This is a genomic window from Halovulum dunhuangense, assembly GCF_013093415.1.
Lineage (GTDB): Bacteria > Pseudomonadota > Alphaproteobacteria > Rhodobacterales > Rhodobacteraceae > Halovulum > Halovulum dunhuangense.
Genome location: NZ_JABFBC010000002.1, coordinates 14,478 through 36,195, shown reverse-complemented (window position 1 = coordinate 36,195; position 21,718 = coordinate 14,478). Strand labels below are relative to the sequence as shown.

At 67.0% G+C, this 21,718-nt stretch carries 21 protein-coding genes and 1 tRNA gene; 10 read left to right on the top strand and 12 right to left on the bottom strand.

Features of this window, described 5'->3' with window-relative positions:
• Nucleotides 1–81: 81 nt before the first annotated feature.
• On the bottom strand, nt 82–738 hold the full coding sequence (lipB, locus tag HMH01_RS10800) for a lipoyl(octanoyl) transferase LipB (RefSeq protein WP_171325420.1): 657 nt from the start codon (nt 736–738) through the stop codon (nt 82–84).
• Between the two features lie 106 nt (nt 739–844).
• On the opposite strand from lipB, the gene HMH01_RS10795 reads away from it, so the two are divergent.
• The 3 genes from HMH01_RS10795 (at nt 845) to HMH01_RS10785 (ending at nt 3,468) form a co-directional block, all read left to right on the top strand.
• A tRNA-Leu gene (locus HMH01_RS10795) sits at nt 845–931 on the top strand.
• A 147-nt stretch (nt 932–1,078) separates the two neighbouring features.
• Nucleotides 1,079–2,173 carry a carboxynorspermidine decarboxylase gene (locus HMH01_RS10790; protein WP_171325418.1) on the top strand — a complete coding sequence of 365 codons (1,095 nt, stop codon included), beginning with the start codon at nt 1,079–1,081 and terminating at the stop codon, nt 2,171–2,173.
• 59 nt (nt 2,174–2,232) lie between these two features.
• Nucleotides 2,233–3,468 (top strand): saccharopine dehydrogenase family protein, encoded by a 1,236-nt coding sequence (locus HMH01_RS10785; protein WP_171325416.1) that lies wholly within the window; start codon nt 2,233–2,235, stop codon nt 3,466–3,468.
• 33 nt (nt 3,469–3,501) lie between these two features.
• Here HMH01_RS10785 and HMH01_RS10780 read toward each other — a convergent pair whose 3' ends face one another.
• The gene (locus HMH01_RS10780) at nt 3,502–4,575 is read right to left on the bottom strand and encodes an AbrB family transcriptional regulator (protein ID WP_171325414.1); all 1,074 of its coding nucleotides are present in this window, start codon (nt 4,573–4,575) and stop codon (nt 3,502–3,504) included.
• 284 nt (nt 4,576–4,859) lie between these two features.
• Nucleotides 4,860–5,450: a hypothetical protein gene (locus tag HMH01_RS10775; RefSeq protein ID WP_246237390.1), complete on the bottom strand. Its 591-nt coding sequence runs from the start codon at nt 5,448–5,450 to the stop codon at nt 4,860–4,862.
• A 203-nt stretch (nt 5,451–5,653) separates the two neighbouring features.
• On the opposite strand from HMH01_RS10775, the gene HMH01_RS10770 reads away from it, so the two are divergent.
• The gene (locus HMH01_RS10770) at nt 5,654–6,625 is read left to right on the top strand and encodes a DUF808 domain-containing protein (RefSeq protein ID WP_171325412.1); all 972 of its coding nucleotides are present in this window, start codon (nt 5,654–5,656) and stop codon (nt 6,623–6,625) included.
• Between the two features lie 9 nt (nt 6,626–6,634).
• On the opposite strand, the gene HMH01_RS10765 is transcribed toward HMH01_RS10770, so the two are convergent.
• Both HMH01_RS10765 and HMH01_RS10760 read right to left on the bottom strand, forming a co-directional pair.
• Nucleotides 6,635–7,315 (bottom strand): 5-formyltetrahydrofolate cyclo-ligase, encoded by a 681-nt coding sequence (locus HMH01_RS10765; RefSeq protein ID WP_171325410.1) that lies wholly within the window; start codon nt 7,313–7,315, stop codon nt 6,635–6,637.
• Between the two features lie 18 nt (nt 7,316–7,333).
• Entirely contained in the window at nt 7,334–7,783 is a 450-nt protein-coding gene (locus HMH01_RS10760) for a tellurite resistance TerB family protein (protein WP_171325408.1), read from the bottom strand.
• Between the two features lie 152 nt (nt 7,784–7,935).
• Here HMH01_RS10760 and HMH01_RS10755 point away from each other — a divergent pair, with 152 nt between their 5' ends.
• Nucleotides 7,936–9,525, top strand: coding sequence for a lysine--tRNA ligase (locus HMH01_RS10755; RefSeq protein ID WP_171325406.1), 1,590 nt, complete (start codon nt 7,936–7,938; stop codon nt 9,523–9,525).
• Nucleotides 9,526–9,594: 69 nt separating this feature from the next.
• Nucleotides 9,595–10,002: a DUF4864 domain-containing protein gene (locus tag HMH01_RS10750; RefSeq protein WP_171325404.1), complete on the top strand. Its 408-nt coding sequence runs from the start codon at nt 9,595–9,597 to the stop codon at nt 10,000–10,002.
• Between the two features lie 3 nt (nt 10,003–10,005).
• On the opposite strand, the gene HMH01_RS10745 is transcribed toward HMH01_RS10750, so the two are convergent.
• On the bottom strand, nt 10,006–10,818 hold the full coding sequence (locus tag HMH01_RS10745) for a peptidoglycan-binding domain-containing protein (RefSeq protein ID WP_171325402.1): 813 nt from the start codon (nt 10,816–10,818) through the stop codon (nt 10,006–10,008).
• A 232-nt stretch (nt 10,819–11,050) separates the two neighbouring features.
• Here HMH01_RS10745 and HMH01_RS10740 point away from each other — a divergent pair, with 232 nt between their 5' ends.
• On the top strand, nt 11,051–13,342 hold the full coding sequence (locus HMH01_RS10740; protein ID WP_171325400.1) for a glycosyl hydrolase family 28-related protein: 2,292 nt from the start codon (nt 11,051–11,053) through the stop codon (nt 13,340–13,342).
• Here the strand turns inward: HMH01_RS10740 and HMH01_RS10735 are convergent.
• Nucleotides 13,314–14,135 carry a DUF6782 family putative metallopeptidase gene (locus tag HMH01_RS10735; RefSeq protein ID WP_171325398.1) on the bottom strand — a complete coding sequence of 274 codons (822 nt, stop codon included), beginning with the start codon at nt 14,133–14,135 and terminating at the stop codon, nt 13,314–13,316. The two genes, HMH01_RS10740 and HMH01_RS10735, sit on opposite strands and share 29 nt — an antisense overlap.
• A complete protein-coding gene (locus tag HMH01_RS10730; RefSeq protein ID WP_171325396.1) occupies nt 14,132–14,632 on the bottom strand; it encodes a HugZ family pyridoxamine 5'-phosphate oxidase in 501 nt (166 codons plus the stop codon). Before HMH01_RS10730 ends, HMH01_RS10735 begins: the two co-directional genes overlap by 4 nt.
• 78 nt (nt 14,633–14,710) lie before the next feature.
• On the opposite strand from HMH01_RS10730, the gene HMH01_RS10725 reads away from it, so the two are divergent.
• Both HMH01_RS10725 and HMH01_RS10720 read left to right on the top strand, forming a co-directional pair.
• On the top strand, nt 14,711–15,031 hold the full coding sequence (locus HMH01_RS10725) for an antibiotic biosynthesis monooxygenase family protein (protein WP_171325394.1): 321 nt from the start codon (nt 14,711–14,713) through the stop codon (nt 15,029–15,031).
• Nucleotides 15,032–15,094: 63 nt separating this feature from the next.
• Nucleotides 15,095–15,349, top strand: a complete 255-nt coding sequence (locus tag HMH01_RS10720; RefSeq protein WP_171325392.1) for a GlsB/YeaQ/YmgE family stress response membrane protein — start codon at nt 15,095–15,097, stop codon at nt 15,347–15,349.
• On the opposite strand, the gene HMH01_RS10715 is transcribed toward HMH01_RS10720, so the two are convergent.
• The 3 genes from HMH01_RS10715 to uvrB all read right to left on the bottom strand — a co-directional run bounded on the left by HMH01_RS10715 (nt 15,336) and on the right by uvrB (nt 19,696).
• Nucleotides 15,336–16,499, bottom strand: a complete 1,164-nt coding sequence (locus tag HMH01_RS10715; RefSeq protein ID WP_171325390.1) for a polysaccharide pyruvyl transferase family protein — start codon at nt 16,497–16,499, stop codon at nt 15,336–15,338. The genes HMH01_RS10720 and HMH01_RS10715 overlap by 14 nt on opposite strands.
• A 256-nt stretch (nt 16,500–16,755) precedes the next feature.
• Nucleotides 16,756–17,493 (bottom strand): HNH endonuclease signature motif containing protein, encoded by a 738-nt coding sequence (locus HMH01_RS10710; RefSeq protein ID WP_171325388.1) that lies wholly within the window; start codon nt 17,491–17,493, stop codon nt 16,756–16,758.
• A 28-nt stretch (nt 17,494–17,521) separates the two neighbouring features.
• Nucleotides 17,522–19,696, bottom strand: a complete 2,175-nt coding sequence (gene uvrB, locus HMH01_RS10705; protein ID WP_171325386.1) for an excinuclease ABC subunit UvrB — start codon at nt 19,694–19,696, stop codon at nt 17,522–17,524.
• 306 nt (nt 19,697–20,002) lie between these two features.
• Between uvrB and HMH01_RS10700 the strand changes: the two genes are divergently transcribed.
• Nucleotides 20,003–20,314 (top strand): ETC complex I subunit, encoded by a 312-nt coding sequence (locus HMH01_RS10700; RefSeq protein WP_171325384.1) that lies wholly within the window; start codon nt 20,003–20,005, stop codon nt 20,312–20,314.
• Nucleotides 20,315–20,320: 6 nt separating this feature from the next.
• On the opposite strand, the gene HMH01_RS10695 is transcribed toward HMH01_RS10700, so the two are convergent.
• Nucleotides 20,321–21,694 carry a multicopper oxidase family protein gene (locus tag HMH01_RS10695; protein ID WP_171325382.1) on the bottom strand — a complete coding sequence of 458 codons (1,374 nt, stop codon included), beginning with the start codon at nt 21,692–21,694 and terminating at the stop codon, nt 20,321–20,323.
• Nucleotides 21,695–21,718 lie beyond the last annotated feature (24 nt).

The window sequence follows — 21,718 nt, the reverse complement described above, 5'->3', positions numbered from 1 at the left end:
TCCGCAGACAAATCCGCGCCGATCAGACAGGACAGCGCAGGCCTGAAAGGCTAAGCGCAAGAGTATAGTTGTGACAACGACTTATTTATTGTCTTCGAATACGGATGCGAATGACCTCATGAGTGCAAGATCGACATCCTGCATGCTGACCGGCAGGCCCAGGTCGACAAGGCTGGTCACGCCATGTTCGGAAATCCCGCAGGGCACGATCCCCGCGTAATGCGACAGGTCCGGCTCGACATTCAGCGAAATGCCGTGGAACGTCACCCAGCGCCGGATCCGCACGCCGATCGCGGCGATCTTGTCCTCGGCGGGGCTGCCATCGGGCAGGGGCGGGCGGTCGGGGCGCACCACCCAGACCCCGACGCGTCCCTCGCGCCGCTCGCCGCGGACGTTGAACTCGGCCAGCGTGCGGATCACCCATTCCTCCAGGTGCCAGACATAGCGGCGCACGTCGCGGCCGCGCCGGTTCAGGTCCAGCATGGCATAGGCGATGCGCTGGCCCGGCCCGTGATAGGTGTATTCGCCCCCGCGCCGCGACTGGAACACCGGAAAGCGGTCCGGGGTCAGCAGATCCCCGGCGCGCGCGCTGGTCCCGGCGGTGTAGAGCGGCGGGTGCTCGAGCAGCCAGACAAGCTCGTCGGCGCGGCCCTCGAGGATGCCCGCGACCCGGGTTTCCATCTCTTCCAGGGCCGCCGGATAGGGCGTCAGGCCTGGGCTGATCTTCCATTCGGGCATCGCGTTCCTCGGGATGGGCGGGGGGTCGATTTTTTTTCGTCCTATGAAGTCGATCGGCGCTTCACAACCCCAAACGGACTTGTTATGTGCAGCCGCACCAATCCTTGCGGTCGTGGCGGAATTGGTAGACGCGCAGCGTTGAGGTCGCTGTGGGGTAACTCCCGTGGAAGTTCGAGTCTTCTCGACCGCACCATAGACCGGAACCCTGGTTCCGGTGCTGACGAAACCGCCCTCGGGCGGTTTTTCGTTTTCGGCCCTGCCGCGGCGGGCCGAAGGACTTGCGCGCGCGGCCAGGCTTGAATAAGCGGGCCGCCCCCGGAGAGGATCGGAGCCGCCCGCCATGCAGACCCCCTATTACCTGATCGACAAGTCCCGCCTGCTGCCCAACATGGAAAAGATCGCCCATCTGCGCGAGGTTTCCGGGGCCAGGGCGCTGCTGGCGCTCAAGTGCTTCGCCACATGGTCGGTGTTCGACATGATGAGCGACTACATGGATGGCACCACCTCCAGTTCGCTGTTCGAGGTGAAGCTCGGGCGCGAGAAGTTCCCCGGCGAGACGCATGCCTATTCGGTGGCCTGGGCCGATCACGAGATCGCCGAGGTGCTGGCGAACTCGGACAAGGTGATCTTCAACACCGCGGGCCAGCTTGCCCGCTTCGAGGAAGTCTCGCGCGGGCATGTGCGGGGGCTGCGCGTCAATCCGGGCGTGTCCACCTCCAGCTTCGACCTGGCCGATCCGGCCCGGCCCTTCAGCCGGCTGGGAGAGCATGACCCCCGCGATATCGAGCCGGTGGCCGATCTGGTTTCCGGCTTCATGTTCCACAACAACTGCGAGAACGCGGATTTCGACCGCTTCGACCAGATGCTGGGCCATATCGAGCAGCGTTTCGGCGCGCTCATCAAGCGCATGAGCTGGATCAGCCTGGGCGGCGGGATCCATTTCACCGGCGCGGGCTATCCGCTGGACCGGCTGGCCGAACGGCTGAAGCGTTTCGCGGGCGAACACGAGGTGCAGGTCTACCTGGAGCCGGGCGAGGCCGCGATCACCAACTCGACCACGCTGGAAGTCACCGTGCTCGACACGCTTTTCAACGGCAAGAACCTGGCCATCGTGGACAGCTCGATCGAGGCGCACATGCTCGACCTGCTGATCTACCGCGAAAGCGCCAGGGTGCTGCCGAACGAGGGCCCCGAGGAATGGATGATCTGCGGCAAGTCCTGCCTTGCCGGCGACATCTTCGGCGAATTCCGCTTTCCGCAGGCGCTCAGGCCCGGCGACCGGCTCAGCATCCAGGACGCGGCCGGCTACACCATGGTAAAGAAGAACTGGTTCAACGGCGTGAAGATGCCCGCCATCGCCATCCGCGAGCTGGACGGAAGCGTCCGGCTGGTGCGCGACTTCACCTATCACGATTTCGCGGCAGCCCTGTCGTGAAGCCGCGGCCACGCGGGCCGCATTCCGCAACATCACCTGAACAAAGGGGGTCGTTTGAGTTGAAGAAGAACGTGCTCATCATTGGCGCCGGCGGCGTCGCGCAGGTCGTGGCGCACAAATGCGCGCAGAACAACGACGTGCTGGGCGACATTCACATCGCCAGCCGGACACTTTCGAAATGCGAGGCGATCCTGGCTTCCGTGCGCGAAAAGGGCGCGCAGAAGGTCGAGGGCCGGCTCGAGGCGCACCAGGTGGATGCGATGGACAGCGCCGCGGTGGCCGCGCTCATCGGGCAGACGGGGGCGCAGATCGTGATCAATGTGGGCTCCGCCTTCGTCAACATGACCGTGCTCGACGCCTGCATCGAGACCGGCGCCGCCTATATCGACACCGCGATCCACGAGGATCCGGAAAAGATCTGCGAAACCCCGCCCTGGTACGCGAACTACGAATGGAAGAAGCGCGATCTGTGCGCCGAGAAGGGCGTGACCGCCATTCTTGGCGCGGGCTTCGATCCGGGCGTCGTGAACGCCTATGCGCGGCTGGCCATCGACGGGATGGACGAGGTGCGTTCCATCGACATCGTGGACATCAACGCCGGCAGCCACGGGCGCTATTTCGCGACGAACTTCGACCCCGAGATCAATTTCCGGGAATTCACCGGCACGGTCTATTCCTGGCAGGACGGCGCCTGGCAGGAGAACGCGATGTTCGAGGTGCCGCGCGACTGGGACCTGCCGGTGGTGGGCACGCAGCGCGCCTATCTCTGCGGCCATGACGAGGTGCATTCGCTGGCCGCGAACTACCCGCAGGCCGATGTGCGCTTCTGGATGGGCTTCGGCGCGCATTACATCAACGTGTTCACCGTGCTGAAGAACCTCGGGCTACTGTCCGAAAAGCCCGTCGTGACCGCCGAGGGGCAGGAGGTCGTGCCGCTCAAGGTCGTCAAGGCGGTGCTGCCCGACCCCGCGTCGCTTGCCCCGGACTATACCGGCAAGACCTGCATCGGCGACCTGGTCAGGGGCGTGAAGGACGGGCAGGAGGTCGAGGTCTTCGTCTACAACGTGGCCGACCACAAGGACGCGTATCTGGAAGTGGGCAGCCAGGGCATCTCCTATACCGCGGGCGTGCCCCCCGTGGCGGCCGCGATGCTGATTGCGCAAGGCGACTGGGATGCCGGGACCATGCGCAATGTCGAGGAACTGGACCCGAAGCCGTTCCTGGCCATCCTCGACCGGATCGGCCTGCCGACCCGGATCCGGGATGCCGCCGGCGACCGGGCCTGGAACGCCTGATCGGGCCTTGACGGGGGGGCGCTTCGGCGCCCCTCAGCGTCTGAGGCCGAAGCGGTCCGCGAGTTTCGCCGTGGTCCCGATGATCAGCGGGGCCGAGGGCAGGATGATGAAGATGCGCACCAGATGGAAGGCGGTCACCACGGCGATCCCCTCCTGCAGCACCTTGGCGGTCAGCGCCATTTCCGTGACGCTGCCCGGGGCGGTGGCCAGCACCATCACCTGCCAGGGCTGCCCCGTCACCGCCGTCAGGCCCAGCCCCAGCGCCACGCAGAGCACCATGATCATGAAGGACGCGACCACCGCGCCGGGCACGAAGCTGCCCGCGCGCCGGATCAGCGCGCGGTCCAGCACGGCGCCCAGCCAGACGCCCAGGAACACCTGCGCCCCCACCAGCATCGGGTAGGGATAGGCTGTCACGGGAAGCCCCGCGACGGTGCCGATGGCCGCCGCGCCCAGCGGGCCCACGAAGAACGGGTTGGCGATGCCGACCTTGCGCCCCGCGAAGGCGCCCACGACGGCAAGCACCAGCATCAGCGCCGCGCCGGACGGGGTCCAGGGCGTGTTGCGCAGCGCCTCTGTCGGGTCCGATATGTTGCCGTCGAGCGCCACCAGGATCGGCGGGATCAGCAGCACCAGCACCATGATGCGGAAGGTCTGCGCCAGCACCACCGGGCCGGGCGCGACGCCGTGGCGTTCGGCCAGCGTGGCGGATTCCACCGGCCCCATCGGGATCGAGGCAAGGCTGGCCGTCACCACGTCCACCCGCGCCATGCGCATCAGCGCCGCCGCCACGATGAAGCCCGCGACCACCGTCAGAAGCGCCGCCGCCACCATCGGGATGGCAAGGTCCACCATCGTCGCCAGCGCTTCGGCGGTAAAGGTGATGCCCACGGCCGAGGACACGATCACCTGCCCCATCGGGCGCGTCACCCCGGGCACGTTCACCGGGTAGTCGGCCAGCCGCACGGCAGACGAGAACACCATCGCGCCGATCATCCACGGCAGCGGCAGGTTGATGCTGTCGGCGATGGCGCCCAGGCTCAGCGCGCCGGCATAGATCAGGGCGATGTGCAGCAGTCGCGGGCCGGTGATGTCGGACAGGCGCATTGGGGGCGTCCCTCGGGCGATCCCGGCTCTGGTGCGGCCGGTTGCAGCCCTTGGTAGTCGAGCGCCGCATCGGGGTAAAGTCCGCTGCGGCGATGCCGCCCCGCCGCGCGCCGGCGACACGAAGCGCGGCCCTGTCGGCCGGGGCTGCCGGATGGTCGGTCTTGCACCGGTTCGGGCCGGGGAAACCGCCGATGGGCGTCAGGAAATGCAGGCGGGCCAGGGGGTGCGGCCCGCGCGCGCCCGGCCTGCCACCCGGGCGGACGCGCGACGAGATCCGGGAAAGGTTACTGGCCGAAGCTTCCAAGCGCGTCCAGATCGATGGTCTCGAACAGGCTCATGATAAGGTCGGGATCGCTGCCGCTGCCCTGCACGAGCACGCGGTTGTTGACCAGCATCGACAATTCGCCGTTCTGTTCCAGCACGCGCTGGCGGCCCATGCGGCGGACATTGCCCATCTGGCCCATCATCGCGGTGTTGTTGAGCATGGCGCCCATGCTGACGACCATGGGATTGTCCACCATGATGGTGATGGAGAAGGACTCGCTGCCGTTCTCGTACTCGCCCCGCGTGGTCGCGCCGCCGCCGCCGAACATCGACATCGCCATGTTCGCATCGGAGTTGACCTCCATCGTCCAGCCCTCGGGGGCCGCGGGCAGGAATTTCGCCAGCTCGCCGGTCTGCAGGCCCTGCATCAGCTGCTTGGCGTAATCCAGTTCCTCGATCGCGTAGGCGATGTCGCCCTCCTCGTAGGCGGCCAGCGCGCTGGCGAGGATATCGGTCACTTCGTCGGCCTGCGCGGGGGCGGCAAGCGCCAGCGCGGCAAGGGTGATCGTGGTGGTGGCAATGCGCATCCTGTCCTCTTGTCCATTGGTCATTCTAATCCGTCCTGCCCCTCGGGGCCGGGTTCGAGACTGCCAGACAGCGGTCGTAATGCAAGCCTTGGCGATGACGGTGCGTGATTTTGGCCGCATCGGCAGGGGATCGGTCGGCGGATCCGGCCGGAAACATGGCCCGGCTATCGAAACCGTCGGGATTTCGGTATCCATTCGGGGAACGGGACCTGCCGGGGAAGCGGACCATGAGCGGACTTCTGAGTCTTCTGGATGACGTGGCCACCATCGCCAAGGTGGCGGCGGCCTCGGTGGATGACGTGATGGGCCAGGCGGCGAAGGCCGGGGCCAAGGCGGCGGGGGCGGTGATCGACGATGCCGCCGTCACGCCGAAATACGTCCACGGCTTCGAGGCGGCCCGCGAATTGCCCATCGTGTGGCGCATCGCCAGGGGCTCGCTGCGCAACAAGCTGTTCTTCCTGTTGCCCGCGGCGCTGGTCCTGTCGGCCCTTGCGCCCTGGGCGATCACGCCGCTTCTGATGCTGGGGGGCGGCTATCTGTGTTTCGAGGGGGCGGAGAAGGTGGCGCACCGGCTGTTCCCGGCGGCCCACGAAAAGGTCGCGCCCGAGCCGGTGCCGGACGATCCGCTGCACCTGGAGGAGGAAAAGGTCGCGGGCGCGATCAAGACCGATTTCATCCTGTCGGCCGAGATCATGACCATCGCGCTGGCCAACATCCCCGAGAGCAGCTTCGCGATGGAGGCGGCGACCCTGGCCGCGGTGGCGGTGGGCATCACCGCGCTGGTCTATGGCGGGGTCGCGGTGATCGTGAAGGCCGACGATGTGGGCCTGCACATGGCCAGCCGCGGCCAGCTGGGGCTGACACGGGCGCTGGGCCGCGGCATCGTGAGGGGCATGCCGGGGTTCCTGACGGCGCTGAGTGTCATCGGCACGGCGGCGATGCTGTGGGTGGGCGGCGCGATCATCATTCACGGGCTGGAGGAGCTGGGCCTTGGCTGGCCCGGCCACCTGATCCATGACGTGGCCCTTGCCGCCGCGCATGCGGTGCCGGCGGCCGGGGCGGCGGTGGAATGGGCCGCCAGGGCGGCGATGGACGGGATCTTCGGCCTGGCGCTGGGGCTGGTGCTGATCCCGCTGGGCACGAAGCTGATTGCGCCCGTCTGGGCGCGGCTGACGGGCGGCGGCGCGCCCGCGCATTGAGGGCGGGCGTCAGGCGGGCAGGTGTGTGCCCGCCTCGGTCACGATCGCATCCATCGCCAGATCATGCGGCTGCGGAAAGATGGTCGGCAGGCGCGCGGCCTCGAGCCCGATGCCGATGGCGAGCGGGCGCGGATCGAGCGCGGCGAGGGTTCGGTCGAAATAGCCCCCGCCATTGCCCAGCCGGAAACAGGCGCGGTCCCAGCCCACCACGGGCGCAAGCGCCACGTCCGGGGTCAGCACTTCGGCCTCGGGCGGCGGTTCGGGGATGTTCCAGGTCCCGCGGATGAGCGTCGCGCCCTTGTCCCAGCGGCGGAACTCCAGAGGGGCTGCCGATTGCACGACGACTGGCAGGACGATGGTCACGCCCTCGTCGCGCAGCGCGTCGAAGAGCGGGCGCAGGTCCGGCTCGCCCTTGATCGGCCAGTAGGCGGACAGCACGCGGCCGGAGAGGGCGCCGAGGCGGGATTGCAGGAAATCGCGCAGGTTGGCGGCGATCTTGCGGTCGGCCTCGGCCCGGTCGGCCTGCGAGAGCATCCGCCGCAGGTCGGTCAGGCGCGCGCGCTCGGCCTTGCGCCAGCGGGCGACGTCGCTTGCCTGCCGCGGATCGGTGGCCTGCGGGTCGAAATAGGCCGGGTCGATCTCATGCGCGAGGCAGGGGGGCGAGGCTTGGTCCTTGGGCTCGTCCGGCACGGGCGGGCGTTCCTTTCCTCAGGCGAGGCCGTGCGCCTTGCGGTGGGCAAAGCGGGCGCGGGCGCCGCGTTCGATGGCCGCCGCCGCCAGGCGGTCGATGGCCAGTTCTTCGCGGATCTCTTCGAGCAGGCGCAATTCGACGGTGCGCGCCTTGCCGTCGGCGGCGATCACGTCGCAGGCCAGTGCGTAGGCGGTCTCGAACAGCGATTCCGGCAGCGCGTCGCGCACCAGGCCGAAAAGCGCGTCGAGGCCCTCTTCCTCGGTGAACAGGTCGAAGACGGCGCGCGAGACCTGGGCGATGCGCTCGCGGTCGTAGTTCTCGAAGACGGGCAGGCTTTCGACGATGCGCAGGATCCAGATCATCTCGGGCGCGCTGAGCGCCTCGTCCGAGGCGGAGGCGGCGATCATCACGGCGACAAGCGCGTCCTCGGCGCTGAAGGAAGGGGGCGGGGCCGGTTCGGGTGTCATTCTGTCTGTCCCTTGATGCCATGGGGCGATTTTTGCCCATATGACCCCTGCCGGGGCGTCCCCGCAAGGGCGGGTGCGGGGGCTGGCCTGTTGACCCTGCTTCCGCCCGGCAGTAGGTGCTGGCCCGAAACCCCCTTTCAAGGATGCGGACAATGACCACGAGCGAGCTGCGCGAGATGGCGATGACGTCGAAGGCCTGGCCTTTCGAGGAGGCGCGCAAGCTGGTCAAACGGTATGAAAAGGCGCCGCCCGAGAAGGGTTATGTCCTGTTCGAGACGGGCTATGGCCCCTCTGGCCTGCCGCATATCGGCACCTTTGGCGAGGTGGCGCGCACCACGATGGTGCGCCGCGCGTTCCAGGCGCTGTCGGACATTCCCACGCGGCTGATCTGCTTTTCCGACGACATGGACGGGATGCGCAAGGTGCCCGAGAACGTGCCGCAGCAGGACATGCTGCGCGGGCATCTGCAGCGCCCGCTGACCGACGTGCCCGACCCGTTCGGCAAGTTCGAAAGCTTCGGCCACCACAACAACGCGATGCTGCGGCGGTTCCTGGACAGTTTCGGCTTCGAGTACGAGTTCGCCAGCGCGACCGAGTATTACCGCTCGGGCAAGTTCGACGACATCCTTCTGCGCGCGGCCGAGCGATATGACGCCATCATGGAGGTGATGCTGGCGAGCCTGCGGGAAGAGCGGCAGCAGACCTATTCGTGTTTCCTGCCGATCTCGCCCAAGTCGGGGCGGGTGCTGTACGTCCCCATGAAGGAGGTGAACGCGAAGGCGGGCACGATCACCTTCGACGACGAGGATGGCGAGGAACTGACGCTGCCGGTGACGGGCGGCAACGTGAAGTTGCAGTGGAAGCCCGATTTCGGCGCGCGCTGGGCGGCGCTGGACGTAGATTTCGAGATGTATGGCAAGGATCATTCCACCAATACCGCGATCTATGACCGGATCTGCGAGATCCTGGGCGGACGGGCGCCGGAGCATTTCGTCTATGAGCTGTTTCTCGACGAGAAGGGCGAGAAGATCTCGAAGTCGAAGGGCAACGGGCTGTCGATCGACGAGTGGCTGACCTATGCCTCGCCGGAAAGCCTGAGCTATTTCATGTTCCTCAAGCCGCGCACGGCGAAGCGGATGTATTTCGACGTGATCCCCAAGGCGGTGGACGAGTACCACCAGCAGCTGCGCGCCTATCCCGACCAGGATGCGGCCGGGCAGATGGCGAACCCGGTCTGGCACATCCATGGCGGCAATCCGCCGGAAAGCGACATGGCGGTGCCGTTCGCGATGCTGCTGAACCTGGCATCTGCCTCGGGGGCCGAGGACAAGGAGACGCTGTGGGGCTTCATCCGCAAATATGCCCAGGCCGAGCCGGAAACCCATCCGGGTCTGGACCGGGCGGCGGAATACGCGGTGCGCTACTACCATGATTTCGTGAAGCCGGCGAAGGTCTACCGGCTGCCCGACGAGAAGGAGCGCGCGGCGCTTCAGGACCTGCGCGACCGGCTGGCGGCGTGGCAGGGCGGCACCGATGCCGAGGAGTTGCAGAGCGTGGTCTTTGCCGTGGGCAAGGCGCATGGCTTCGAGCCGCTGCGCGACTGGTTCACGGCGATCTACGAGGTGCTGCTCGGCGCGAGCCAGGGGCCGCGCTTCGGCGGGTTCATCGCGCTTTACGGGGTTCCCGAGACGGTGGCGCTGATCGAGGCGGGGCTCGAGGGGCGGCTGGCCGGGGGGGCGTGAACCGATCCCTTGCCCGCGGCGTATAACCGGAGAGGATCCGGATACGGACGTGGACAGGGAGCGGTTGAAATGCGGAAGCTGTTGATCGGAGCGGTGCTGGCCCTGGGGCTGGGCGCGCAGGCGGGCGCACAGAGCGCCGAGACGGAGATCCAGGGCGTCATTTCTGGCCAGATCGAGGCGTTCCAGGCGGATGATTTCGTCACCGCCTTCGATTTCGCGAGCCCGTCGATCCAGGGCCTGTTCGGCACGCCCGAGAATTTCGGGCGCATGGTGATGAACGGCTACCCGATGGTCTGGCGCCCGGCCGATGTGCGCTTCGCGCAATTGTCCGAGCGCGCCGGTCGGCTGTACCAGACGGTGCTGGTGACCGACCAGTCGGGGCAGTTGCACCTGCTGGAATACGAGATGGTCCGGACCGAAGAAGGCTGGGAAATCAACGGTGTGCAGTTCCAGCGCCCGGGGGCGCTGGGCGCCTGACCCCTAGAAGCGGAACATCCCCTTCACGTCGCATTTGAGCGAGCGGTTGGGCACGATCTGGCCGTTCGCGTAGCGCAGGCAGCCATCGGCGTCGCGGTAGAAACGCTGGCCGCCGGTGCTGGCCGCCGGCGCCGAGCGCGCCGGTTGCTCGCGTTCCCATTCGGCATAGGCATCGCTGGTCTGGTTGAGAAGCTGGCCCACCTGCGCGGTGGTCAGCTGGCCCGTGGCGAGCAGCCCCTGTTCGGTCTGCCAGGCGGCGATGGCGCTGCGGGTGCGCGGGCCGAACACGCCATCGGCGCTGCCCGCATCGTGGCCCGCGAGCCGCAGGCGGATCTGGATCTGGCGGCGTTCCTCGCGGCTGAGCGTCATCGGGGCGTCATCGGCCTGGGCCGTGTCGCCGTCGTCGAGCGCGATGCCGTCGGCGTCGGCGCGGAACACCAGCGTCACGTCGCGCACCGGATCGCCGGCAAGGTCGAGCGGGGCGCATTCGTGGATTGCGGCCTCGGCCCGGATCAGCTGGCGAAGATGCTGCCGCGAGGCCAGCGCCGCGGCAGGTTCCACAAGCTCGGCCGCGCCCGGGGCCCCGTCGGGCCCGAAATCCACCGCGAAGACCACCGGCGCATGGTCCGGCGATCTTTCGGTGAGCGGGCGCAGGCAGGCGGACAGGCGGGTGGCGATCTCGGCCGCGGCCGCATCCTCGTCCGTCAGCGCGGTCAGCACATCGGCCAGGGCCGACGGATCGGGCGGTGGCGTGAACTGGGCGTGCGCCGGCAGGCCGAGGCTGGCCAGAAGCATGACGAGGGGTGCGCTGCGCATGGACGTCTCCGTTCCCTGAAGTTGGCCGGACGCTAGCAGCCGGGGCGGGGCGGGCACAAGTTGCGGGCCGTGCTTAACCGTTTATTGACCAAATCCTGCTAACACTTGGCCCCGTCGCGGTTCCCGCCCGGACCGCACTTTCCCCCCCCCGAGACACAGGTTTCCCCGCCGGCGCGCCCCTTTTTCCCAAGGTGCGGGCAGCGATGCGCGGCGTGAGCGAAAGGACACTTCCATGAACATGGCCATCACAGACGGGCTTGACCTGATGCCGCCGGATTTCGTCGAGGGGCTGCATCTGTGGTCCAGCGGCGACGGCACCACCGGCAGCCCGACCTATGCGACCGATCCGTCGGGCAGCCTGGTCGCGAGCGATCCCGATTTCGGCGATTGCCTGGAGATCGTGACGGCGGCCAATCCCCAGCGGCTGCGCCACATGGGCGAGACGCCGATCCTGCCCGGCACCTATCTGGAGATCGCTGCCCGGGTGAAGCTGATCGCAGGCCCCTCGCCGCAGGTGCGGATCGCGGCCTTTGCAGGCGACGCGAACGGGGTCGCGGTGACATCCGTGCCGCTGCTGGGGCCGGTGGAGGCGGTATCGGATTACGGCCGGGTCGTCACGGTGCGCGCGATCGTCGGCTCGGGCCATCGGACCGGCGTGGACATGGTCTGGGGCACGGCGCCCGTCTTCGGTCATTTCGGGCTGAACATCTCGGGCGGCAGCGGCAGCGTGCTGCGCATCGAGTCGATCCGGGTCGAGGACGTCACCTCGGTGTTTCACCGCAAGATGATCGATGCGGTGGACGTGATGGATTACGGTGCGCGCGGCGACGGCATCACCAATGACGCGACCGCCTTCGAGACCGCGGATGCGGCCGCCGCGGGGCGGGTGGTGATCGTGCCGAAGGGCAGCTACCTGATCGACCGCAACGTTACCATGACCTCGCCCATGCGCTTCGAGGGGACGGTGGTGCAGCCCGAGAACCGCCGGCTGGTGTTGCGCGGGAACTTCGACTACGCGGCCTATCTGGACGCGTTCGGCGACGAGACGCTGGCGCTGAAGAAGGCGCTTCAGGCGCTGTTCAACTTCACCGACCACGACACGCTGGACCTGTGCGGGCGCACGATCAACCTGACCGGGCCGATCGACGTGGCGGCGGCGGTGAACAACTCCACCTTCAGTGCGGTCCGGCGGGTCATCCGCAACGGGCATATCCTGGCAGAGCCGGGCCCGGCCTGGACCCCGGACGTGGTCGGCGCCACGGCCAGCTATGCCGCCGCCGATCCGCTGCGGCTGACCGACGTGACCGATGTGGGCGCCATCGCGGTCGGCTCGCTGGTCGAGGGGTTCGGGGTCGGGCGCGAGGTCTATGTCCGCTCGCGCGACGTGGCGGCGGGCACGCTGACGCTGAGCCAGCCGCTGTGCCGGGCCGCCGGGCGGCAGGCCTATACCTTCACCCGGTTCAAGTACCTGCTGGATTTCTCGGGGTTCCAGCGGATCAACCGCCTGACGCTGGAGGGCGTGCAGTTCGAGGGCGCCAAGGAGGCCTGCGGGATCCTGATGTCGGACCTGGGCACCTGGTGGGCGTTCCGCAACTGCTGGTTCATGCAGACGGGCATGCGGGGCATCACATCGCACGGGGAGGCCTGCCAGGGGCTGACCATCGAGAGCTGCGAGATGATCGCCTCGGACGCGGACGAGCTGGTGCAGGACCGGCGGAGCGTGGGCTTCAACACCAACAAGAACGACGCCAAGATCCGCAACAACCGTGGCATCAACTTCCGCCACTGGGGGGTGCTGTCGGGCAATGGCAACCTGATCCTGGGCAACCACTTCTGGCAGCTGGATCCGGCCGATCCGGGCGAGCGGACGGCGGGGCTGGTGCTGACCGACAAGAAGTCCAAGACCACGATCACCGGCAACTACATCGACACCCAGTTCATCGAGTTCACCAACGAGCACCAGGCGGGCGCGGCCAGCGCCAACAGTTCCGCCTTCGGGCAGGTGACGATCATCGGCAACATCTTCACCGCGACGCAGGTGCCGGACTGGTTCCGTTTTCTCGTGTGGTCGCCGATCGGGTCGCACCGGCTGGAGGGGGTCACCGTCATCGGCAACAGTTTCCAGCTGTTCGGCGGGTCGGTGATCGACCGGGTGGAGGCGGTGGACACCTCGCTTGGCGGTTTCGACATGAGCCAGACGAAGGCGGTCGTGTTCAGCGGCAACACCTATGGCGAGGTGGCCCATCACAGCCAGTCGCCCGCGCTGATCGAGGCGAGCCGGGGCAGCGCGGCCACCAGCTGGACGGTCGATGCCTCGGGGAAGCTGCCCTTCGGGTGTCGCGCGCTGGGGGTGGACGGCGTCACGGCGCATGGCCCGCTGCTGAGTTCGGGCGGGGCGGTGCAGGCGGCGATGCCCCATGTGCTGCCCGCGACCGGGGCTGGCGGCCAGTCGGTCACGGTGGTGTTCCCGACGGCGGTGCGCGGCACGGTGCAGGTCAGGGTGCGCGCGGACCATCCGTCGTGACGGCAGGCTGCGGCCCGGTGCAGGGGTAGGGGCGGCCGTCGGGCAGAACGCAGAGGCCCGTCAGCCGGTCCGCAGACAGCGCGCCGTAGGACGGCAGCAGGTGGCCGGCGTCGAGCGCGTCGAGATAGGCGCTGCAACTGGACAGGTAGTAGGCGTCGATGCGGTTCGCGGAGCCGAACCACTGGTCGAAGGCCGCGGCGGTCGCGCCGGCGATGTCGGCGCCGTCCCCGATCGCCGCCGCGAAGGCGCGGGCGATGTCGGCGGTCTCGGGCATGGTCTCGAGCGCCGACCAGGCGTCGGGCGCACCGCCCTCGCGCAGCCGCCAGGCCAGCAGCGTGGCGATGGCCTGGGCGTCGGCCTCCATCACCATGGTGGCCTGGGCGTAATCCCGCATGGCGAGATCAAGGCCCGGGCAGAAGCCGCGCGCGATCTGGTCGATGTGGCGCAACTCGTGGAGCAGGATCGCCAGCATCGCGGGGCGGGAGAGCCCGGCCGAGAGCGTGACAAGCCCCGCCTCGGGGATAAAGGCGCCGCGCGCCTCGCTGGGGCGGTCGTCGATGCAGAGCGCGATGCCCGGGGCCGCCAGCAGGTCGCGAAGCGGCAGATCGGGCGGCAGCGCGTCAAGAAGCGCCCGCGCGGTGCGCTGGGCCGCGGTTTCGGGCGGATCGCCGGGGTCGAGCAGGCAGACACGGGCGGCATCGGGATGCCAGTCGATCTGCGCCGGGGTCTGGGCATGGGCGGCGGCCGGAAGCGCCAGCATCGCGATCAGTGCCGCGCGCACCCGCAGGGTCATGGCCCGGCGAGCCCCAGATCGGACGGCGCCAGGCGGTAGGCCTTGCCGAAACCGCCATTGAGATGCGCCTCGTGAACGGCGAGGCGGACCAGGTGAAAATCCCCGAAATCGATGTAGAGCCCCGCCTTGGGTCGCCTTGCCAGGAACTGCGCCCGCAGGGCGGGATGCCCGGGCTCGGTCCTGCCGACGAAACGCGCGCGCACCTGGAGCGTCAGGCGGGGATGGGTCAGCGGATCGCCCTTGCCGGGGTCGGAGGCCAGCAGAAGGGAGGCGGCCGGGTTGGCATGCAGCGCCGCCGTATGCGGGGCGAGGTCCGATACAAGGGTCATCGGCGTGCCGTCATCGGCCGGGCAGAAGGCGATGCGGGTGACGAAGGGGGCGCCTGTCGCGGCGTCGATCACGCCCAGCGCCGCGTGGTCGCACACCGCCAGCAGCCGCGCGGCAAGCGCGCGGGCCTCGTCATCGGCGGGGCGGAACGGATCCCTCGGGTCGCTCATGGCCAGAGGATAGGCGCGCGCCACGCTCGCCGCCAGCCCGGGCTTCGTGCTACGCTGCGCCACGAGGGGGGATTTGCCATGCCGACCATCAAAGAGGGCCCCGGGCAGCAGACGGTCATCACCACCTTCGAGGTCAGCCCAGGCACCTGCGAGGACCTGCTCGACCGGTTGAAGGAGGCGTACGATACCTTCATCCGCCACCAGCCGGGGTTCATCTCCGTGGCGCTGCATGCGAACGACGCGCAGACACGGATCGTCAACTACTCACAATGGAACCGCCGGGAGGACTTCCTGGCGATGCTCCGCTCATCGCGGATGCGGGCCTACAACCGGGAATTCACCGCGCTTTGCCGCAGTTTCGAGCCGGTGATGGTGGACGTGGTCCATGTCATCGGCTGAAGGCTGGCACCTTGCGCCGTCTGCGGGTAGGGTCGTGACGAATGCCAGATGCAGGAGGGACACATGGGCATCGGAGGTCTGATCGCCACGCTGATCATCGGCGCCATCGCCGGCTGGCTGGCCGGGCTGATCGTCAAGGGCGGCGGCTTCGGCATCCTTGGCAACATGGTGATGGGGATCATCGGCGCCTTTGTCGCCGGGCTGGTACTGCCGGGGATCGGGCTGGGCTTCGGCGGCGGCGTGATCGCCTCGATCATCCACGCGACGCTGGGCGCGGTGATCGTGCTGGTGGTGATCCGGCTGGTCAAGCAGGCCTGATGGCCGGAATCCGGGCCGGAATCTGGGCCGGGGGCGACAGCCGGTGCGGCACGCCGTTTTCGTCGTAGAAGGCGTGCAGCTCGGCGTAGCAATGCCGGAAAGCCGCGTTCGCGGCGTCCCAGTCATGGTCGAGAATGGCGCGCACCGGATCGCGCCACTGCTCGGCCGCATCCTGCCAGGGCAGGTTATAGAGGTCGCAGAACTCCCGCAGCCGCGAGTCGTAGGTCCAGTAGAAACAGGGCACCGATTGCAGCAGCGCCGCCATGTTGCCGTGGAACCGGAAGCCCAGCACGGCGTCCATCCGGCCTGCACGGTCGAGCCAGTCCCCGACGCCGCGCACGCTGACCATGTGCGTGACCAGATCCTCGGGGCGCAGCGCATCCGCGCCGCCGATCCGGTCGAGCACCTGTCGCGCGGCCGCGAGGCGGCTCTCCATCGGCAGGCGGCTGTCGGCCGCGTCGAATTCCGATTTCACGCCCTGCTCGAAAAAGGCGGCCTCCGATGCGGCCTCGATCGTGTAGCGCATCGCCTCGATGTGGCGGGCGCGCACCGCCTCGGGGTCGCGGCAGTAGATCGTGCGCCGAAGGCCCGTGTGAAGCGAGACGCCCAGCCGCTGGCGCGGCGAGCCCAGCGCCTCGGGCAGGGCGACCTGGGGGATGCCGCCGCCATGGAAAAGCGACGGGCAGCCGGTGATGCGGATGTCCCTGGCCCCCAGCCGGGTGAGAAGCTCGGCGGTGAAGGGGCCGCGCACGGAGATGGATTTCGACTTCTCGGCCAGCTTCGCGACGAACTCCCGCGCGTCCGCATGGTCGTCCAGAAAGCGCGGATCCTGCGTCGGCGCCTGCGCGCCCAGCCCCACGATGGAGAGCGGCGCATCGATGCTGTCGAGCGTGTCGATGGCCGCGCGGTAGTTGAAGCGGGTGCTGAGATAGGTCGAGCCCCGGATCAGCGCGAAGTCGCAGGGCGTCGTGAGCTTGCGCCCGAAGCCGGTGCGCGTGGTTCTGAGCCCCGGTGCGAGGTGGCCCAGGATCGCCGCGCAGACCAGCATGTCGCCGTAATTCGGCCGGGCGTCGGTGGTGCCGGGGTCGGGCCAGCCGACCTTTCCGTCGATCAGCACATGGTTGAAATGGATGAGGGCAACGGTGGTCAAGGGCGGCTCCGGGGAAATTGGCTCGGACTAGGTGTCGGGACCGGACCACAGATCGGGGGGGAAGGGAAGGATTAGGTAGTGTGGCGCCGGTGGCGTCCGAGAGTCGGGCGGTGTCTGGGCTAACGCTTGTATTTTATCTGAATTAAAATAGAAAAATTATTGATCGTAATTTTATTTAAAGAGATATAAATTATTTTTTGATTAAAATATATTATCCAAAATTATTTGATAAAATTCATAATAAGAAATTTTCTATTTATTGATCTGGCCATTTCCCTCTGCGAAAGTGGCTCACGAAAAGCGATCTAGACCACCATCGCATACGAAGAAAAGGTGACGTGACCCTCTCATACTCTCCAAAAAAATGCACTCCTACGCCGTGATAGCCAAACTCACCTTCTTCTTCGACCAATATACCTTTCCCGGTTGCGCCGATAAGCAAGCTGTAATTTCCGTCATAAAACTCTATAAGACTACTTGAATTTTCAGTTGTTTCGAATCCAATAAATCCCATGTTTGGCCCTCCAATTCTGGAGATACCTGTATAAGCTTCTCCAATAACCTGGAAAACGGACCTACCATCCCAGTTCTTTCTTGTTTTTGTTATCGAGATAACCGACCCGCCATCAAGACTCGAGCGTCGGGCGAATAGGCCTGTTCGGATGGCGGGCAGGTTTCCTCCTGCCTCAAACCTGCTTGTGACAAGACCCTGTCTGCACGCGATCAAGAGCTCATCGCGATAGCGCTTCATTTCAATCTTTGTGAAATTCTTGCTTTGCGATGTTACGCTGTCGTATTGATCATGATGATCAAAGCATAAAAAAACAAGATTTTCAATTCTATTGTCATTTCTGTCTTTGTTTATGTGCGCAATTTGTCCTTTTTTTACATCTAAAATTCCATAAAGAGAAAAACATACAGCGCACCTGCGCTTGGACTCCCATAGAACATCAGCTTCAATATTGGTGCCGCGTAGGCTCTTTCGTGGACTCATATGGAATACCCAAAAAGTTATTAACTAATCACCGCTTCCGCCGCTTCACGTTCCCCCCGCGCTGGCCCGGGCGCCCGGCCGTGCTCCGCCCCTCGGCCTTGCGGGCCTGATCCACCGCCTCCTCCACCGCCGACTGCCGGGCGAGCGGGTCGTCATGGACCAGCAGGTCCACCTGCTCCAGCCGCTTGACCTCGTCGCGGAGGCGCGCAGCTTCCTCGAATTCCAGGTTCTCGGCGGCCTTCATCATGTCCTTGCGCAGCGCGTCGAGATGGGCTGCCAGGTTCGCGCCGACCATGGGCTTGTCGATCTTCGCCGTCACCCGCGCCATGTCGGTGTCGCCCTGGTAGAGGCCGGCCAGCACGTCCTCGACGTTCTTCTTCACGGTCTGCGGCGTGATGCCGTGTTCCTGGTTGTAGGCGATCTGCTTCTCGCGCCGGCGCTCGGTCTCGCGGAGCGCACGTTCCATGCTGCCGGTGATGCGGTCGGCATACATGATGACGCGGCCATCGACGTTGCGCGCGGCGCGGCCGATGGTCTGGATCAGCGAGGTTTCCGAGCGCAGGAAACCCTCCTTGTCGGCGTCCAGGATGGCCACCAGCCCGCATTCGGGGATGTCGAGCCCCTCACGCAGCAGGTTGATGCCGATCAGCACGTCGAAGGCGCCGAGCCGCAGGTCGCGCAGGATCTCGATCCGTTCGATCGTGTCGATGTCCGAATGCATGTAGCGCACGCGGATGCCCTGTTCGTGCAGGTATTCGGTCAGATCCTCGGCCATGCGTTTCGTCAGCGTGGTGCAGAGCACGCGGTAGCCCTTGAGGGCGACCTTGCGGATCTCGTCCAGAAGGTCGTCCACCTGGGTTTCCACGGGCCGGATCTCGACCACCGGATCCAGAAGGCCGGTGGGCCGGATCACCTGTTCGGTGAACACGCCCCCAGTCTGTTCCATTTCCCACGCGGCCGGGGTCGCGGAGACGAAGACCGATTGCGGGCGCATCGCGTCCCATTCCTCGAACTTGAGCGGGCGGTTGTCCATGCAGGACGGCAGGCGGAAGCCGTGTTCGGCCAGGGTGAACTTGCGCCGGTAGTCGCCACGGTACATGCCGCCGATCTGCGGCACGCTGACGTGGGACTCATCCGCGAACACGATGGCGTTGTCGGGGATGTATTCGAACAGCGTGGGGGGCGGTTCGCCGGGGGCGCGCCCCGTCAGGTAGCGCGAATAGTTCTCGATCCCGTTGCAGACGCCAGTCGCCTCCAGCATTTCCAGATCGAAATTGGTGCGCTGCTCCAGCCGCTGCGCCTCGAGGAGCTTGCCCTCGCCCACAAGCTGGTCGAGGCGCTTGGCAAGCTCGGCCTTGATGCCCTTGATCGCCTGCTGCATCGTCGGGCGGGGCGTGACGTAGTGCGAGTTGGCGTAGATGCGCACCTTTTCCAGCGTGTCGCTGCGCTGCCCGGTCAGGGGGTCGAACTCGGCGATCGCCTCGAGCTCTTCGCCGAAGAACGAAAAGCGCCAGGCGCGATCCTCGAGGTGGGCGGGCCAGATCTCCAGGCTGTCGCCGCGCACGCGGAAGCTGCCGCGCTGGAAGGCCTGGTCGTTGCGGCGGTACTGCTGCGCCACCAGATCGGCGATCACCTTGCGCTGGTCGTAGCTGCTGCCCACGATCAGGTCCTGGGTCATGGCGCCATAGGTTTCGACCGAGCCGATGCCGTAGATGCAGGAAACGGACGCCACGATGATGACGTCGTCGCGTTCCAGCAGCGCCCGGGTGGCCGAGTGGCGCATCCGGTCGATCTGTTCGTTGATCTGCGATTCCTTCTCGATATAGGTGTCCGAGCGCGGCACATAGGCCTCGGGCTGGTAGTAGTCGTAGTAGCTGACGAAGTATTCCACCGCGTTGTCGGGGAAGAAGCCCTTGAACTCGCCGTAAAGCTGGGCCGCCAGTGTCTTGTTGGGGGCAAGGATGATCGCGGGGCGCTGGGTCGCCTCGATCACCTTGGCCATGGTGAAGGTCTTGCCGGTTCCCGTGGCGCCCAGCAGCACCTGGTTCTGTTCGCCCGACAGCACGCCCTCGACCAGTTCGGCGATGGCGGTGGGCTGGTCGCCGGCGGGCTGGAATTCGGATTTCATCACGAGCCTGCGCCCGCCCTCGAGCTTGGGGCGGCTGCGCGGATCGGGGCGGGTGGCGGCGAGTTCTGCGGTCATCGGGGGGATCCTCTCTGAGCGCATAGATGTGTCCGGGGGGTGGGGGGAATCAAGGTAAAGATCGGGTTAAAACCAGAGGTTGCGTTCTGAAAATATATATCAACCCAAGGGTTGTTTTCCTGTTGCAAGGGCTGCGGCCAGCTTGTTAACCATGAGGGGCAAGCAACGATGCGCCAGCCGGGCGCGGGCCCCGAACCCCACCCCTCACTCCCCGCGCCCGGCTGGCGCACGCCGAACCCCCGATCCGCCCTTGCCCCACGGGCCGTTGCACGCGATAAGGGGGCGGAATTTCTGCGGAGAGAACGGATGGTTGCGCGCATCTTCAAACCGGCGAAATCGGCGATGTCCTCGGGGCAGGCGCGGACGAAGGACTGGGTGCTGGAGTTCGAGCCGGCCGAGGCGCGGGTCAAGGACCCGCTCATGGGCTGGACCGGATCGGGCGATACCCAGGCGCAGGTGCGGCTGGAATTCGACGACCTGGAGCAGGCGCGCGCCTATGCCGAGAAGCATGGCATCCCCTACCAGGTGATGCAGCCCAAGCCCCGCAAGCCCAACATCCGCCCCGGCGGCTATGGCGACAACTTCGCCAGCGGGCGCCGGGTGTCCTGGACGCATTGAGGGCCCTCACACCACCCTGATCCATGTCCCCATGCCCGCGGCGTGGTGCGAGAGCATGTGGCAATGGAACATCCAGTCGCCGGGGTTGTCGGCCAGAAAGACGATCTCGCGCGTCTGGCCCGGGTCGATCAGGATGGTGTCGCGCCACAGGCCCAGGCTGCCATCGGCGCGCAGTTCGCGGAAATGGTGGCCGTGCAGGTGCATCGCGTGCGGAAAGGCGGTGCGGTTGGCGATGGGGATGCGCAGCGTCTCGCCGATCGCGGCTTCGATGAGGGGCGCATCGCCCATGCCGACGATGCCGTTGAAGGCCCAGAACTGCCCCTCCATCGCAAGGCTGCGGCCGTCCAGCGTCCGGCCCTTCCAGACCGCCTGTGACAGGCCGCGCATGGCGCCGCCATCCATCGCAAGCGGCACCGGCCGCGCATCCGAAAGCCCAAGCGGCGTCTGGCCGGGATTGGCGGGCAGCGCCGCGGGGGCGGGCCTGCGGGGGGTGCCGCCCCCGGGGGCGACGGCGAAGGAGGCAAGGGAAAACCCCTCGCCGCGGTCGATCTCCAGCAGGAAGGCCTCGTCGCCGGGATCGGCGGTCACGTCCACCAGCATGTCCACCCGCTGGCCGGGCCCGACGAAGATCTGCCCGATCGCCGTGGGCGCGTCGAGCGGCATGCCGTCCACCGCCACGACCCAGCCCGACAGGCCCTGAAGGCGCAGCTCGAAGATGCGGGCGGGGGCGGCGTTGATCAGGCGCAGGCGGAACCGCTCGCCCTGGCGGGCCTGGTAGCGCAGTTCCGACTGGCCGTTGGCGGTGACGAAATTGCCCAGCCGCCCGGCATGGGACAGGTCGTGCGGATGGCCGAAATCGTCGGCGATGGCGGCGGTGTCCGACAGGCGCCAGTCCGACAGGTGGATCACCTCGTCGCGGTCCACCTCTGGCGCGCCTTCCGCCTCGGTCACGATCAGCGGGCCCGACAGCCCGCGCGCCACCTGTTCGAGCGAGCGGAAATGCGAGTGGTACCAGTAGGTGCCGGCATCGGGCGCGGCGAAGTCGTAGGCAAAGCTTTCGCCGGGGGCGACGGGGGCCTGCGTCATGCCGGGCACGCCGTCCATGGCGTTGGGCAGGCGGATGCCGTGCCAGTGGATCGTGGTGGGCTGGGGCAGGTCGTTGACCAGCAGGCGGCTCAGGCGGCCGCCCTGCGGCACCCGGATCGCGGGGCCGGGCACGCCGCCGTCATAGGTCCACAGGTCGGTGGCGGGGTAGCCCTCGGGGGCAAGCCGGACCTGCGCCACCTGCGCGCGCAGGGGCGCATCCGCGCCCAGCGCGAGGCGCGGGGCAAGGCTGGCGGCAAGGCTGGTTCCAAGCAGGGTGCGGCGGGTGATCCTCATGGCCGGAGTGTCCTCTCGGCGCCT

Excerpts from the sequence above, each read along its gene's own strand:
- lipB (WP_171325420.1), bottom strand. The coding sequence starts at position 738 with ATGCCCGAATGGAAGATCAGCCCAGGCCTGACGCCCTATCCGGCGGCC.
- HMH01_RS10790 (WP_171325418.1), top strand. The coding sequence starts at position 1,079 with ATGCAGACCCCCTATTACCTGATCGACAAGTCCCGCCTGCTGCCCAAC.
- HMH01_RS10780 (WP_171325414.1), bottom strand. The coding sequence starts at position 4,575 with ATGCGCCTGTCCGACATCACCGGCCCGCGACTGCTGCACATCGCCCTG.
- HMH01_RS10775 (WP_246237390.1), bottom strand. The coding sequence starts at position 5,450 with ATGACCAATGGACAAGAGGACAGGATGCGCATTGCCACCACCACGATC.
- HMH01_RS10770 (WP_171325412.1), top strand. The coding sequence starts at position 5,654 with ATGAGCGGACTTCTGAGTCTTCTGGATGACGTGGCCACCATCGCCAAG.
- HMH01_RS10760 (WP_171325408.1), bottom strand. The coding sequence starts at position 7,783 with ATGACACCCGAACCGGCCCCGCCCCCTTCCTTCAGCGCCGAGGACGCG.
- HMH01_RS10755 (WP_171325406.1), top strand. The coding sequence starts at position 7,936 with ATGACCACGAGCGAGCTGCGCGAGATGGCGATGACGTCGAAGGCCTGG.
- HMH01_RS10750 (WP_171325404.1), top strand. The coding sequence starts at position 9,595 with ATGCGGAAGCTGTTGATCGGAGCGGTGCTGGCCCTGGGGCTGGGCGCG.
- HMH01_RS10745 (WP_171325402.1), bottom strand. The coding sequence starts at position 10,818 with ATGCGCAGCGCACCCCTCGTCATGCTTCTGGCCAGCCTCGGCCTGCCG.
- HMH01_RS10740 (WP_171325400.1), top strand. The coding sequence starts at position 11,051 with ATGAACATGGCCATCACAGACGGGCTTGACCTGATGCCGCCGGATTTC.
- HMH01_RS10735 (WP_171325398.1), bottom strand. The coding sequence starts at position 14,135 with ATGACCCTGCGGGTGCGCGCGGCACTGATCGCGATGCTGGCGCTTCCG.
- HMH01_RS10730 (WP_171325396.1), bottom strand. The coding sequence starts at position 14,632 with ATGAGCGACCCGAGGGATCCGTTCCGCCCCGCCGATGACGAGGCCCGC.
- HMH01_RS10725 (WP_171325394.1), top strand. The coding sequence starts at position 14,711 with ATGCCGACCATCAAAGAGGGCCCCGGGCAGCAGACGGTCATCACCACC.
- HMH01_RS10720 (WP_171325392.1), top strand. The coding sequence starts at position 15,095 with ATGGGCATCGGAGGTCTGATCGCCACGCTGATCATCGGCGCCATCGCC.
- HMH01_RS10710 (WP_171325388.1), bottom strand. The coding sequence starts at position 17,493 with ATGAGTCCACGAAAGAGCCTACGCGGCACCAATATTGAAGCTGATGTT.
- uvrB (WP_171325386.1), bottom strand. The coding sequence starts at position 19,696 with ATGACCGCAGAACTCGCCGCCACCCGCCCCGATCCGCGCAGCCGCCCC.
- HMH01_RS10700 (WP_171325384.1), top strand. The coding sequence starts at position 20,003 with ATGGTTGCGCGCATCTTCAAACCGGCGAAATCGGCGATGTCCTCGGGG.
- HMH01_RS10695 (WP_171325382.1), bottom strand. The coding sequence starts at position 21,694 with ATGAGGATCACCCGCCGCACCCTGCTTGGAACCAGCCTTGCCGCCAGC.